Genomic DNA, 13,831 nt, shown 5'->3' with positions numbered 1-13,831 from the left:
AGGAGGAAAAATGCCTGGTGGAAACGGAACAGGACCTTTAGGAGGTGGACCAATGACTGGCAGAAGAATGGGTTATTGCGCCGGTTATTCAGTTCCTGGATATATGAACGGATCTTATTGGGGAGGCGGTGGCGGTTGGGGATCCAGAGGAAGAGGTTTCAGAAGAATGTTTTACGCAACAGGTGTCTCCGGGTGGATGCGTTTCGGGTTCAACAATAATCCCTCTGTTGCGTTGAGTGAAAAAGACGCTCTTAAAAACACCGCAGAATCCCTGAAGTCTCAGCTCGATGAAATAAACAAAAAGCTGAGCGAACTCGAGGGGGATAATTGAAAATCGCTTTGACTTGCGCGGGGAACGACCTCAGTTCCCCGCTTGACCAGAGATTCGGAAGGGCTGAAAATTTTATAGTCTACAACTTGGATGACGGCACTTTCACTGTCGTCGACAACAAACAGAATGCCGACGCAGCAGGCGGCGCTGGGGTGCAGTCAGCTCAGATGATAGCTAAATCAGGCGCTTCTGCTTTGATAACAGGACATACGGGACCCAAGGCTTTTCAAGTCCTTCAAAGCTCGGGTGTAAAAATCTATCATTCAAACGCGAAAAGCGTTGCTGAAGCGATCGAAGAGTTCAAAGGAGGAAAACTAAAACCCGCTGAAGATTCAGACGTGAATTCGCATTGGGTATGACCATAGCAGTAGCTTCGGGAAAAGGAGGGACAGGCAAGACGACCGTGTCGGTTGCCATGGCTCTTTCGACAGAAAGGAATGTCTCGCTTCTGGATTGCGATGTTGAAGAACCAAACGCCGGGTTGTTTTTAAAGCTCGGTCAGATAAAAAGCGAAGAAGTGTCTGTTGTAGTCCCTTCTGTAATTGAGGACAAATGCACTCATTGCGGCTTGTGCGCAGATTTCTGCAACTTCAACGCTCTCGCTGTGACAGAAAACAAGGTCATTGTTTTTGAAGATTTGTGTCACAGTTGCGGTGGATGTTTTCTTGTCTGCCCGGTGGATGCTTTCCAAGAAAATAATTCTGTCATAGGAAAACTTGAAATTGCCGAAACTGGTAATTTGCGTTTTGCCAGAGGAATTCTAGACGTGGGAAAAGCGATGTCTCCTCCTCTTATACGGGCTGTCAAAAAGCACCTTTCAAAAGATAGGCTTAACATCATAGATTGTCCTCCGGGTAATTCCTGCCCGATGACCACGGCTGTGAAAGGTTCTGATTATGTGATACTCGTGACCGAACCGACTCCGTTTGGACTGCACGATTTAACCCTCGCCCAGGAAGTTTTGAAAGAAATGGATATACCCGTTGGCGTCGTGGTCAACAGACATGGAAACGAATTCAGGGGAATTGAAGAATTCTGCGAAAGGGAGAATATTGAAATACTCATGAAAATAAAAGAGGAAAGAAAAATAGCCGAAGCTTGTTCAAGGGGCGGAAATATTTTCGACGTCAGGCCTGAAATGAAAGAGGTTTTCAACGGCGTTTTGGGAAAAATTGAAAGTTACGCGAGAGATTCCAAGAAATGAAAGAAATAGTTGTCATAAGCGGCAAAGGCGGAACCGGAAAGACAAGTCTTTCTGCTTCTTTCGCGGCCCTTTCGGATAATTTCGTCATAGCAGACTGCGATGTTGACGCAGCTGACCTTCACCTCGTTTTGAAGCCCGACAAGATAGATTCGCATAGATTTATAAGCGGAAATGTTGCAGTCATTGACAAACTCAGATGCGAAAAATGCGGCAAATGCCTGGAGTTATGCAAATTTGACGCAATAAAAGTCGATCCTTATTCGATGGAGTATTCTGTAGATTCATCCTCATGTGAAGGCTGCGGTGTCTGTGCCCGTTTTTGTCCCTTTGACGCGATAGATTTTCCGGAAAGAGACTGCGGGGAGTGGTATTTATCCTCGGTCAAAGGCGGAAAAATGGTCCACGCCAGGCTGAATGCAGGTGCAGAAAATTCCGGCAAGCTTGTCAGCCTCGTCAGGAAAGTTGCAAGGAAAGAAGCTCAAAAAATGGGATCTGAAATTGTCATCGTCGACGGTCCACCGGGTATAAGCTGTCCTGTCATTGCTTCTGTAACAGGAGCTGACGCCGTTTTAGCCGTCACAGAACCTACAATTTCGGGAGAAAGCGACCTAATCCGCGTAGCGGATCTCGTGAGGCATTTTAAAATCCCTCTTTTCATCTGCGTCAATAAATGGGATATAAACCAGGAAAAATCAATGGCAATTGAGAGCTATTCGGCAAAGACAGGAGCCTTTTTTTGCGGTAAAATACCATACGATAAAAAAGTCGTTGAAGCTCAAATAAAAGGTTTAACTGTTGTAGAAATGCGGGACAGTTATGCAGGTGAAGAAATAAAAAAAATTTGGGAGATTTTATGCAGGCAAATCCTATGAGCAACGATAAACAGCTAATAGAAAAATTATCTGAAATAGACAGAAAAATTGTCGTTCTCTCGGGGAAAGGCGGAGTTGGAAAAAGCACTGTTGCTGTGAATCTTGCGTTTGCTCTGGCTTTTCTGGGTAAAAAAACCGGACTTCTCGACGTAGACATTCATGGACCGAGCGTTCCAACAATGCTCGGCAAAGCGACGACAAGAGCTTTCGGAGAAGGATCAGAAATAATGCCGGTTGAAGTGGAAAACGTAAAAAATCTGAAAATTATTTCCATCGGATTTTTGCTCGAAAATCCTGATGATGCTGTTATATGGAGAGGTCCTTTGAAGACCGGTTTAATCAAACAATTTCTGAAAGACGTCAAATGGGGAAAACTTGATTTTCTCATAGTGGACTGCCCTCCCGGGACTGGCGATGAGATACTCTCTACAGTTCAGTTTTTGGGAAAAACCGTTGAAGCGGTTGTGGTGGCTACACCTCAGGAAGTTGCAGCCGCAGACGTCAGAAAATCACTTAACTTCTGCAAAAAACTCGACGTGCCGGTTCTCGGAGTTGTCGAAAACATGAGTGGCTTTATTTGTCCTCACTGCGGTAAAAACACAGACATTTTTAAAAGCGGCGGGGGCGAAGCGATGGCAAAAAATTCAGGAGTGCCTTTCCTCGGAAAAGTTCCGATCGAACTCGAAATTGTCAATTCCGGAGACGAGGGCAGACCCCTAGTAACATCACCTAAAAGTTCTAACATGTCCAAAGTTTTTTCCCAAATAGCGGAGAAGATTATTTCTCAAGGAAGATAAACTATTAAAACAGGAGGTCGGATGAAGGTTGCTGTTCCAATTGAAAATGGAATGCTGAACGTTCATTTTGGACATTGTCGGAAAGTGGCAATTCTTTCTGTAGACGAAGATAGAAAGGAGATTGTCGGCAGAGAAGATTTTGCGCCGCCTCCTCATGAACCAGGAATTTTGCCTAAATGGTTGAGTGAAAAGGGTGTTGATGTAGTCATAACGGGAGGTATGGGCAACAAAGCTGTCAGTTTTTTCGATCAATTTAGCATAAAAGTAGTCGTTGGCGCTCCCGTTGAAAAACCTGAAAAACTTGTTCTGGATTATATCAACGGAAAACTTGAAGCCACTGAAAATTATTGTGACCACTGATTACCTTTTAGGCATTCCGGATTCTCATAAACACTGCATGTTATGCGGTGAAGAAAATCCTTCCTCGATGAGGTTGAGATTTCATGGAAAAGCAGAAGGGTCTGTTTGGGCTGACTTCGATTGCGGAAAAAAATTTCAGGGCTACGAAGGGTATCTTCACGGAGGCATAATATGCAGTCTTCTCGACTGCGCGATGGCTCATTGCCTGTTCAGCCTGAATATATCGGCTTTCACCGCCGAATTGAACGTCAGATTCTTAAAACCCGTTCCCGTCGGGTCAAAGATATTCATAAAAGCCACTTTGAAGAATCAATTTCACAACGTTTATTTTTTAAACAGCTCGATTTCCTTAGGTGATGACGTATTCGCTAGAGCTGAGGGCAAATTCATGGAATCAAAAGAGCCTGATCCTCTAAAAAGCGAAATTTAGAGATAGTTTGACCGGTACTCTTCGAGAATCCGGCAAAATACATCCTTGTGGAATTTATTGTGAGAGAGATTTCCACCTGTATTTGAAAGATTATCCGCTGTTATAAGAAGTTAAAGGCAAAGTTTATTTTACTTCGTGTTTCTGCGCCAAAATTTTTTTTATGTAATCTCGTGAATTGGATGTATAATCCTTTATGAACGAATTGCCTGTAATTCGTTGAGGAGGTTTGAATGCTAGAATTCGCGAGATTCTGCAAAAAAGAAATCCCCCAATGCTTACTTCTTCTTTTGTTTTTTTTAACTTCCACAAGCTGTGTTGAAATGTCCGAAAATAGCGAATTAACCGGAACTGGAAAACCGCAGGTAGCGCTGCTTATATGCATGACCGAAGAGACACCATTTTTTATGTCGCTCGTCAAAGGCGCTCAAAAAGCTTCGGATGAACTCAATGCTGAACTTATAGTCTATTACGCACATGACGATCCTGAAATTCAAATAGAACAATTGAAAACAGTTGTCGACGACGGAGTCGAGGCGATCATTTTAAACCCAGTTAGCGACGATGTCTGTCCTGTAATAAAGGAAATATCATTTACCGGAATTCCTGTTTTTACGATTGATCGGAGCTCAAACTGCGAAAATATTGTAAGTCATATCGCTTCCAACAATTTGGAAGGTGGCGCTATGGCAGGTGTTTATTTGTCTGAAATGCTGAACAGGAAGGGGATAGTAGTGGAACTCTCGGGGACAGAAGGTTCTTCAGCCGCCACTGAACGAGGGAGAGGCTTTCACGAAGCAATAGAAAACTATCCGGAGATTGAGATAGTATATTCCGCCTCTGCGAGCTTCAACAGATCTGAAGGCAGAAAAATCTTCGAGGATATTCTTTCGAAATTTCCGGTGATTGATGGTGTGTTCGCTCACAACGACGACATGATCCTCGGGGCGATTGAAGCATCAAAAGAAGCTCAAAGGCTGGATGAAATTGTTTTTATCGGCTTTGACGGGACCGAAGAAGCCATTTCTTCTCTGGAGAAAAATGAGCTGACGGCGACTGTCGCCCAAAGACCCGAAGAGATGGGGCGTATAGGAATAGAAACCGTGATGAAATACCTTTCCGGAGAAGATGTACCTGACACGATTTTCATTGAACTAGCCCTGATTACCAAGTAAATTTTAAACAGCTTTAAATACATGATGCCGAAATTGTCAATAAAAAAACGCGTAATAGCCGGATTTTTGATAACCGTAGCACTCGTAGTTATATCAATAGTCTATGCGTTTCTCTACATCCTGTCTGTTGAAAACACTGTCAGATCAATGTCAGATTGCAATGAAAAGAGAAATATTATGGTTCAGGCTCAAAACAGATGGAACGAAGTGATTTCTGAAATTGACAATACATTGTTGACTCGTCAAAGTGTCGGAGTAGATCAAAGGCTTGGAATACTCACCGATAGCTTTATAAAAGAGATTGAACTTTTGGAAAAATACCTGTCCAAAGACAATCTGATTACCGAAGGAGAAATTTCGGGTTTCGGGGCGAAATTGACGCTGATAGTGGATAAAATTTCCCAGGATGTAATTCTGGGAAAGTGGTCGAGAACACAATACACAAGACACAATGAGCTTGCTTCATTGCAGAGAAGGTTTGAAGAAAAAATGGATTTTCTTCAGATGGAGATTCAGAAAGATGTACTAGAAAGCCAGGAAAAATCAAGGAAGGTCATGGAAGCAATGCGTTTTTTCTGGATTTTTGCCGCTGCGGGTATCATTGTCGTCAGTGTTCTGACTAATTTAAGCGCGTCGAAAAACATTGTTCTGCCAATAAGCAAACTCGTTGACGCCTCTAAGGCGATTGAATCTGGAAATTTGTCTTTCAGAGTAAATATGTCCAGAGGAGATGAATTCGACATTTTGGCGAACTCTTTCAATTCTATGACGAGCAGGCTGCAGCTTCTCATCCGCACTCTTGAAGAGGAGATTGATGAAAAAATGAAAATGGCAGAAGCTCTCAGGATAAGTGAAAAAAGCTACAGGGATATTTTTGAAAACGCTATTGACGGTATATTTCAATCGACTATAGACGGCCGATTTATAGACGCCAATCCTTCATTGATAAGCATTCTCGGTTACGAATCAAAGGAAGATCTGTTGAGAAATTGCACCGATATAACAAAACAGCTCTACGTGTCGCCCGACGAAAGAGACAAGTATGTTTCCGATATATTACAACAGGGGAAGATTGCTCACAGAGAAGTACAGCTTTTCAGAAAAGACGCACAAAAAATTTGGGTTTCTCTCAGCACTCGCCTTGTTTTAGATGAAGCCGGCAAACCGGCATACCTGGAAGGATTTGTGTCAGATATCACAGAGCGTAAAAAGCTTGTTGAACAACTTCATCAATCTCAAAAAATGGAAGCGATAGGAAGACTCGCCGGTGGCATCGCTCATGATTTCAACAACATATTGACGATTATTATCGGCTACTGTGATTTACTGGGAAGAAGTGACATATCTCAGGAAGAAAAAATAGCCGTTGAGCAGATGCTGGAGGCGGGGCAGAGAGGAAAACGACTGACCGGTCATCTTCTTGCTTTCAGCAGAAAACAAGTAATAAAACCAAAAATTTTTAACCCCAATGTTCTCATAAAAAAAGAATATGATATGTTTACTCGTCTTTTGGGTGAAGACATCAAAACGGAGCTTGTTCTCGATGCAAATATTGGAAAAATAAAGTTCGACGAAACTCAATTTGAACAAGTGATTCTCAATATCGTAGTCAACGCCAGGGACGCCATGCCTAACGGGGGAAGATTGATAATTGAAACCATGAACGTAGAATCAAATGATGATGAACGGAATGACAAATTTTTAGGGCACCCAGGAAAGTACATAGCGATTTCTTTCAGCGACGAAGGAGTAGGGATGGATGATTACGTAAAAAACCATCTTTTCGAACCTTTTTTCACGACAAAAGATAAAGACAAGGGAACCGGATTAGGGCTGTCAACAGTCTACGGTATAATTAAACAGAACAGCGGATATATATACGTAAACAGCGAAGAGGGGAAAGGTTCTACTTTCACGGTTTATATTCCTCGAGTTGATGAAGAGACACAGGAGGAAAAAGATTCTTTTGTTGAAGAGCCGGTGCATAATAAGCAAGTTTCTGTTCTTCTCGTAGAAGACGACCCGGGAGTAAGAAAAATTACGAAAGAAATGCTCCTGTCGCTGGGATACAAAGTCTTGACAGCTGACAATGGACAGGACGCGATAGACATCTTTTCCAGGAAATATGAAGAAATAGATGTGTTGATGACCGATGTAATTATGCCTGTCATGGGAGGAAAAGAGCTTGCTGATGATCTGACAAAAAGAAAACAGACGCTGAAAGTAGTCTATTTTTCGGGGTATACTGAAAATGCGATTATCATGGAAAAAATATCGGAGAGAAAATTCAAATTTCTTCAAAAACCTTTTTCTACAAAAGAATTGAATGAAGCTTTAAAGGAGTAGTTCATGTATTTATTCATTCTATTGTCCTCTGGGTTTTTTCTGGGAATAATGCTGCCAACATTTTTTGTTTCGACTCTCAGTAGGGCTACGGTAAAAATTCTGGAAAGCCTGAAATTTTTCGATAGAGGCCGGTTGAAAGCTGAAAAGAGGACTTACATCACCGGGTCGGGACATTACAGAAACGCGGTGGTCTATCTGTTCACAAATTCAGCGGGTTCGGAGAAATTCGTAAACGCCAGAGTATTTTTTTGCATGTTTCTCGTGTTTGAAATCTTTTTTTTATCCGCGGCTTTAATAGCTTTTTTTGCGCTTAAATTATTTGGAGTGATTTAATTTCTGTGTTCAGGCGCGAGATAGAGAACTGAAAGAGGAGGAAGAGTCACTTCAATAGAGTGCAAGAAAGAATGCCATGGCTTTTCTTCAGAATGTATCAGTCCGAAGTTTCCTACGTTGCTGCCGTAATAATACTCTGAATCACTGTTGAGCAATTCTTTGTAATGGCTGCCGGAGGGGACTCCAACTCTGTAAGACTGTCTCACGACAGGAGTGAAATTGCAAAGGACGACGATGTGATCTTCTTTGTCTTTTGCCCATCTGACGAATGATATTACACAGCTGTCTGTGTCGTGAAAATCTATCCATGAAAAACCTTCGAAACTGAAGTCCACTTCCCACAAGGCTTTGTTCTCTTTGTAAATTTTTACGAGATCGGATACGTATTTCTTTAGCTTTGAATGAGCTTCGAATTTTAAAAGGTGCCAGTCCAGGCTTTCGTTGAATTGCCATTCTTCCCACTGGCCAAATTCAGAACCCATGAACAGGAGTTTTTTGCCTGGGTGGGAGAACATAAACCCGAGAGCCAACCTCGCGTTAGCGAATTTTTGCCAATAATCGCCTGGCATTTTTGAGATGAAAGATTTTTTCCCATGGACTACTTCGTCGTGTGAAATTGGAAGGATAAAATTTTCCGTAAAAGCGTATAGCATGGAAAATGTTATATCGTTTCTGTGATATTTTCTGAAAACCGGATCTTTTGAAATGTAACTGAGAAAATCGTTCATCCAACCCATGTTCCATTTATAAGCAAAACCCAACCCACCGAGGTAGACTGGTCTTGAAACCATCGGCCAGCTTGTCGATTCTTCAGCGACCATGAGGGCTGAAGGAAAAAGTTCGAATATTTTCAGATTTAGCGTTTTTAAAAATGCAATTGCTTCGAGGTTCTCTTTTCCTCCGTATTTGTTGGGAATCCACTCGCCGTCATTTTTTGAATAATCCAGGTATAACATAGAAGCAACGGCGTCCACCCTGAGACCGTCAACATGAAATTTATCGAACCAGAAGACTGCATTTGAAATCAAAAAAGATTTAACCTCTCTTCTCTCGTAGTTGAAAATTAGCGTGCCCCAGTCTTTGTTGAAGCCTTGTCTTGGATCCTGATGCTCGTAAAGAGCTGTTCCGTCGAACATGGCGAGGGCGTGCGAATCTTTCGGAAAATGTCCCGGAACCCAATCTACAATTACTCCAATTCCTGCACCATGAAGCCTGTCAATCAAATACTTTAAATCGTCTGGAGTGCCGAATCTGCTGGTCGGAGCATAGTAACCCGTGACTTGGTAGCCCCAAGAGTCATCAAGCGGGTGCTCAGCCAAAGGCATGAATTCTACGTAATTGAAGCCGGTCTCTTGAAGGTATGGTATTAAAAGATCAGGAAGCTCCCTGTATGAAATATCTTCGACAATTCCTTTTTCGACTTTTTTCATCCAGCTTGACAAGTGCATCTCGTATATTGCAACCGGTTTTTCAAGAGGCAAAGACCTTTTGCCCATCCAGCCTTCATCCGTCCAATTAAATTTGTTTAGGTCAAAAACCCGAGATGAGGTTCTCGGTCGTTTTTCAAAATGGAATCCGTAAGGGTCAGAGCGGACTGTTATTAAATTCTGTTGAGTTTTGATTTCGTATTTATAGAGGCACCCTTCAGTGATTTCCGGCAGAAACAGTTCCCATATCCCGCTGCTTCCTCGTGATCGCATGGGATGGCGCCTTCCATCCCAATGGTTGAAATCTCCAACCACGCTTACCCTTTTTGCGTTTGGTGCCCACAGTGCGAAAAGAGTTCCTTTGATGGATTCAAAAACCATGACGTGGGCTCCAAGTTTTTCATAAGCCATTGTGTTTGAACCTTCGTTGAAAAGGTATATGTCGTAATCTGAAAGAACAGGAGGTAATCTGTAGGGATCATCCAGAACAATGTAATCTTTCCCGGTCCAGGAACACTTAATTCTGTAAGGGAAAAAATGCTCTTCGTCGGGAAAAATTGATTCAAAAAGACCGGAAGGATGTAAGGGTTTAGCGGCTTTTGTTTCTTTGTTTCCTACAATAAAGATTTCTTTGGCGTCGGGCAAAAAAACTCTAACGGCGATAATTTTGGAGTTGTCCAGTACTTTTCTGTGCATCCCGAGTATTGAAAAAGGATCAAAAAGATCCGATTCGACGACAGCTATGATTTCATCGTCTGTCATAGTCGTGTTCATGCACTCTCCTCTATTTTAAAGTGAGCGTTCCGAAAATTATATCTGCCCAAGCCGATGTGCTTTCTCTGTTTGCGCCTGAAGGAATGGAAGAAAAGGAAACTTCATTGTCGTCGATGTCTCTGTAGCGGAAAATGGCCGAGACGACAATCAGATCGCTTTCGATTCCTATCGCCTGTTTGAAGTCTTTAACAGGAATTTCGACGAGTATTATGGAGCTGCGTTCGGATTGAGAAACAACATTCGCTGTTACTTCCGGAGTTATCACAGAACCGAACGTCTCGATGATAACAGAATCAAACGGGGAAGAATTATGCGGTGTAAGTTTCGATTCAAAAAAAGCATCGGGGTGTTCAGGATTGGAAAATTTCAAAGAAAAAAGGTCGCCTCCGGAGTTTATCTCTCTGTCCTGAAGAAAAATTATCAACTCGACGAATTTCCGTGTATATCCTCCCACTATTCTGAAGGAAGGGTCGAAGCCCTCGTATGAAGAGGAATTGACCGCGAAATTATACCCGAGAAAAGCTGACCACAATTTAAAAAGGTGATGGGATTCAACGCTTGACAAGCTATTCCATGAACAGGAAGGAAATATTGACTCTTCTTCAGGAAGGCGGAAGAAAAAAAGCAGATCGCCATAATGAAGAACAATCGAATCCTCCCCCAACAAGTAGAATTTAGGCGCGTAGCCGAAATAATCTGGTTCGAAAAGTATTGTCCCGGGAATTGTCCAAACGGCCTTTTGCGACTCTATGTCTGTTTCGTAATCATGGATACTGATCCAGTACTCGGGGGACTGTGCTAAACATAATCGGTTGTCAAAGAAGTAGAGCAGACTATTCATGTCACGCCCTCCTTCGTTGAAGCATTCTCGGGAAAGAAGGCTGTAGAATTGAGAAACGCCTTCTCTGTCTAAAATGAATATGTAGTCGAAATCCCTTGAAAGAGTCGACGTCGTCTGTGAAATTTTGACATAAATGCCTTTTTTACCGTTTAAGACGTCGACGAAACCGGCTCTTTCAATCGAGTACAGACCGTCTGAATGAGGGAAAATGGGACTGTTCGCGATCAGAGTTCCTGCATGGTCGACACTCACAATTCTGAATTTTGTCTTGAGAGAATCCCGGTAACGAAGAAAAAACACGCAATGTTCTTCCGAAGAATTCAAAGATCCGCAAGATATCGAATCAACTGTTCTTCCATCAGGACCGGGAAAGCTTATAAACTCAGCGTTCATACCCCTGATTTCTGACAGTTCAGAAGGCGGAATTTTCAACCCTAATTTTTCTGCTTGAATTGAGATCAGGAAAAGAATGAAGATCATTTCAACGTATGTCTATTTCATAGGGAAAGAGCAGGCAAGGAGTGATACTTGAAGGCTGTTTTTTCAGTATCAGAAATTCATAAGCTCCCGGGAACAGTTTGGAGGTGAAATACATCCAAGTTCTGTTTCTGAGATTTTTGAAGTTGAAAGAAGGCTCGGGGAATACTCTTACCCCTATTCCGCTTTCCACGGGTATTTGGGCCATTTCTTTGGCGATTTTAACGGCGAGATCAAGACCGCCTATGGTGTCGACAAGTCCGATTTCAAAGGCGTCGAAACCCATCCAGATTCTTCCGCCGGCGATAGATTCAACAAAGGCGGAATCGAGGTCTCTGTTTTTTGAAACTTCTGAAGTGAAAAGAAGATAGGCTTCGCTGGCGTAGTTTTCAAGTATCTGGGCTTCGTGTTGGTTTAGGGGTCTATACGGCGACATGAAATCTGAACAAACATTTGTTTTAACAGTGTCGACTGATAATCCAGTTTTAAGAAGAAGGCCGGAAAGGTCCGGTTTTATCATGAAAACGCCAATAGATCCTGTTACTGTGAATTTTGAAGCTACTATGTAATCCGAATACATGGCGGTAAAATATCCGCCTGATGCCGCCACGTCGCCCATGGACACAACTACAGGTTTGTTCTGCGAGGCGTATTCCACCGCTTTTCCGAGAGCGTAGGAAGCGTCGAGATCTCCACCCGGACTGTTTATCCTCAGGACAATTGATTTGATTTCGGGATCATCTGCGGCTTCCATAATGAATTGAGCTATTGAACGGGCGTCTTGTCCGTCTTCGTAACTCAAGAAGCCTTCGTTTTCGTAAGATATTTCACCCTCTATGAAAACGACGCAAATCGGTTTTTCTCTGGCAAAAGCGTTTATGTCCTGAGACAGGTATTTTCTCGGATAGATGGAGCTGTCGGCAAGGTTGAAATTTGAGTATATTTTTTCATAAGGTTCAAGGGCATCAACCAATCGCAGAGAAAAGGCTTTTTGAGCAGAAAGGTATGGACCGCTGTCGAGTAGGAGAGTGAAAGAAAACGGCAGATCCTCTCTGCTTTTTTCAACTTCTTCGACGTAAAGGCTGTAAGTTGACAGAAGCATTTTTTCCAGATCTTCCCTTGAGTATTCTGAAAGGCATGAGTCGGTTAAAATGTTTGGTGCGGATTTGTAATCCCCTTTGCTGAAAACTTCCCATTTTATGCCGAGTTTATTTGAAAGACCGGATAAGAAAAGAACAGAAGCCGATAAACCGTCTATGAATAGGGATCCCGTGGGTGAAAGAAATATAGAGTCTGCAACTGAAGCGAGATAGTATTCTTTGTCCGACGCGCTGTAAATGTATGCATATACTTTTTTCCCGTTTTGCCTGAACCGGTCAAGTTCACTTCTTATATCTGAAACGGTCGACCATCCATTGTCAATGGAGTGAATTTCAAGAAAAATGGCGTCAATTTGATCGTCGTTTCTGGCTTTTTTGATTGATTGAACTATATCTTCGATGGTCAAGTCGTTGTATTGAGATAGAAAATCTATTGGAAAAAAGCCGGGAATTTCCCTGTAGTTTCCGGATAGTCTGATGTAGAGGCATTTTGCGTCGTTTTGAGGTTGATAAGTTAAATTTTTGAATAAGTCGAAAATGAGTTTGGAAAAAAAAATGGTGAAAAGAACCATAAACACGGCAAAAAAGATCAAAAAAATTCTAAACGACCTTACCTTTTGTGAATCGGGATTTTTTTCTGCCATAGTTTTTAAGGATAAGTTTTTTTTTGCAGGGATGTCAACTCTTTTCTTTAGGAGGTTTTCGTGAAATTGAATTTAAAATCTAAAAAATTTTTCATTGACAAAAAGCTTTTTTTCCTTAAATAATATCAGACTTCAAGGCGGTATCGTCTAGGGGTCAGGACGGGTGGTTCTCAGCCATCAAACCGGGGTTCGATTCCCCGTACCGCCATATGAAAAAAACTTGACTTTTTAACTTAAAATTGATAACTTAGAAATCTTAATTTTCGCTGGCGTAGCTCAGCCGGTAGAGCAGCTGATTTGTAATCAGCAGGTCGGGGGTTCAAATCCCTTCGCCAGCTATACAAGAGGAAATACAGGCGAGGTTCCCGAGTGGTCAAAGGGAGCAGACTGTAAATCTGTTGCCAGTGGCTTCGTAGGTTCGAATCCTACCCTCGCCACTTTACGCGGGAGTAGCTCAGTTGGTAGAGCTTCGGCCTTCCAAGCCGATTGTCGCGGGTTCGAATCCCGTCTCCCGCTTTTTGCCCCTGTAGCTCAGGTGGCAGAGCGCATCCTTGGTAAGGATGAGGTCACCGGTTCAATTCCGGTCAGGGGCTTTTTGCCTCAGTTATTTGAAAAATAATATTTAAAAAGGAGAATGGAAATGGCGAAAGAGAAGTTTGCGAGGAGTAAGCCTCATTTGAATATAGGCACGATAGGGCACGTAGATCACGGGAAGAGCACGCT

Annotated in this window: 13 protein-coding genes and 5 tRNA genes; 15 read left to right on the top strand and 3 right to left on the bottom strand. The window is 42.5% G+C overall.

Annotation, left to right across the window (positions count from 1 at the left end):
* Positions 1 to 10 precede the first annotated feature (10 nt).
* The 10 genes from JXA84_00905 to JXA84_00860 all read left to right on the top strand — a co-directional run bounded on the left by JXA84_00905 (position 11) and on the right by JXA84_00860 (position 7,845).
* The gene (locus JXA84_00905; GenBank protein MBN1149760.1) at positions 11 to 331 is read left to right on the top strand and encodes a DUF5320 domain-containing protein; all 321 of its coding nucleotides are present in this window, start codon (positions 11 to 13) and stop codon (positions 329 to 331) included.
* Positions 328 to 690 carry a NifB/NifX family molybdenum-iron cluster-binding protein gene (locus JXA84_00900; protein MBN1149759.1) on the top strand — a complete coding sequence of 121 codons (363 nt, stop codon included), beginning with the start codon at positions 328 to 330 and terminating at the stop codon, positions 688 to 690. The genes JXA84_00905 and JXA84_00900 overlap by 4 nt, the downstream gene beginning before the upstream one ends.
* The gene (locus tag JXA84_00895) at positions 687 to 1,535 is read left to right on the top strand and encodes an ATP-binding protein (GenBank protein ID MBN1149758.1); all 849 of its coding nucleotides are present in this window, start codon (positions 687 to 689) and stop codon (positions 1,533 to 1,535) included. Before JXA84_00900 ends, JXA84_00895 begins: the two co-directional genes overlap by 4 nt.
* On the top strand, positions 1,532 to 2,407 hold the full coding sequence (locus JXA84_00890; GenBank protein MBN1149757.1) for an ATP-binding protein: 876 nt from the start codon (positions 1,532 to 1,534) through the stop codon (positions 2,405 to 2,407). Before JXA84_00895 ends, JXA84_00890 begins: the two co-directional genes overlap by 4 nt.
* A complete protein-coding gene (locus JXA84_00885) occupies positions 2,389 to 3,204 on the top strand; it encodes an Mrp/NBP35 family ATP-binding protein (protein MBN1149756.1) in 816 nt (271 codons plus the stop codon). The genes JXA84_00890 and JXA84_00885 overlap by 19 nt, the downstream gene beginning before the upstream one ends.
* Positions 3,205 to 3,225: 21 nt before the next feature.
* Positions 3,226 to 3,564 (top strand): NifB/NifX family molybdenum-iron cluster-binding protein, encoded by a 339-nt coding sequence (locus tag JXA84_00880; GenBank protein MBN1149755.1) that lies wholly within the window; start codon positions 3,226 to 3,228, stop codon positions 3,562 to 3,564.
* Positions 3,554 to 3,994, top strand: coding sequence for a PaaI family thioesterase (locus JXA84_00875; protein ID MBN1149754.1), 441 nt, complete (start codon positions 3,554 to 3,556; stop codon positions 3,992 to 3,994). Before JXA84_00880 ends, JXA84_00875 begins: the two co-directional genes overlap by 11 nt.
* A gap of 230 nt (positions 3,995 to 4,224) precedes the next feature.
* Positions 4,225 to 5,166 carry a substrate-binding domain-containing protein gene (locus tag JXA84_00870; GenBank protein ID MBN1149753.1) on the top strand — a complete coding sequence of 314 codons (942 nt, stop codon included), beginning with the start codon at positions 4,225 to 4,227 and terminating at the stop codon, positions 5,164 to 5,166.
* Positions 5,167 to 5,199: 33 nt separating this feature from the next.
* A complete protein-coding gene (locus JXA84_00865) occupies positions 5,200 to 7,512 on the top strand; it encodes a response regulator (GenBank protein ID MBN1149752.1) in 2,313 nt (770 codons plus the stop codon).
* A gap of 3 nt (positions 7,513 to 7,515) precedes the next feature.
* The gene (locus tag JXA84_00860; GenBank protein MBN1149751.1) at positions 7,516 to 7,845 is read left to right on the top strand and encodes a hypothetical protein; all 330 of its coding nucleotides are present in this window, start codon (positions 7,516 to 7,518) and stop codon (positions 7,843 to 7,845) included.
* Here JXA84_00860 and glgB read toward each other — a convergent pair.
* Genes glgB through sppA form a run of 3 tightly spaced genes read right to left on the bottom strand, consistent with a single transcriptional unit; the run spans position 7,842 to position 13,036 of the window.
* On the bottom strand, positions 7,842 to 10,046 hold the full coding sequence (gene glgB / locus JXA84_00855; GenBank protein MBN1149750.1) for a 1,4-alpha-glucan branching protein GlgB: 2,205 nt from the start codon (positions 10,044 to 10,046) through the stop codon (positions 7,842 to 7,844). The two genes, JXA84_00860 and glgB, sit on opposite strands and share 4 nt — an antisense overlap.
* A gap of 10 nt (positions 10,047 to 10,056) precedes the next feature.
* The gene (locus JXA84_00850) at positions 10,057 to 11,367 is read right to left on the bottom strand and encodes a hypothetical protein (protein ID MBN1149749.1); all 1,311 of its coding nucleotides are present in this window, start codon (positions 11,365 to 11,367) and stop codon (positions 10,057 to 10,059) included.
* Between the two features lies 1 nt (position 11,368).
* Positions 11,369 to 13,036, bottom strand: a complete 1,668-nt coding sequence (gene sppA / locus JXA84_00845; GenBank protein ID MBN1149748.1) for a signal peptide peptidase SppA — start codon at positions 13,034 to 13,036, stop codon at positions 11,369 to 11,371.
* A 208-nt stretch (positions 13,037 to 13,244) separates the two neighbouring features.
* Between sppA and JXA84_00840 the strand changes: the two genes are divergently transcribed.
* From JXA84_00840 to JXA84_00820, 5 genes are all read left to right on the top strand, one after another.
* Positions 13,245 to 13,316: transfer RNA gene (locus tag JXA84_00840), tRNA-Glu, on the top strand.
* Between the two features lie 57 nt (positions 13,317 to 13,373).
* A tRNA-Thr gene (locus JXA84_00835) sits at positions 13,374 to 13,446 on the top strand.
* Between the two features lie 17 nt (positions 13,447 to 13,463).
* Positions 13,464 to 13,545 (top strand) — tRNA-Tyr (locus JXA84_00830).
* Between the two features lie 6 nt (positions 13,546 to 13,551).
* Positions 13,552 to 13,624 (top strand) — tRNA-Gly (locus JXA84_00825).
* A 4-nt stretch (positions 13,625 to 13,628) separates the two neighbouring features.
* Positions 13,629 to 13,701, top strand: a tRNA-Thr gene (locus tag JXA84_00820).
* The last annotated feature ends 130 nt before the right edge of the window (positions 13,702 to 13,831 follow it).

Source organism: candidate division WOR-3 bacterium, assembly GCA_016926475.1.
Taxonomy (GTDB): domain Bacteria; phylum SDB-A; class SDB-A; order SDB-A; family SDB-A; genus JAFGIG01.
The sequence above is the reverse complement of the archived record's forward strand: the minus strand, read 5'-3'. Positions and strand labels throughout refer to the sequence as shown.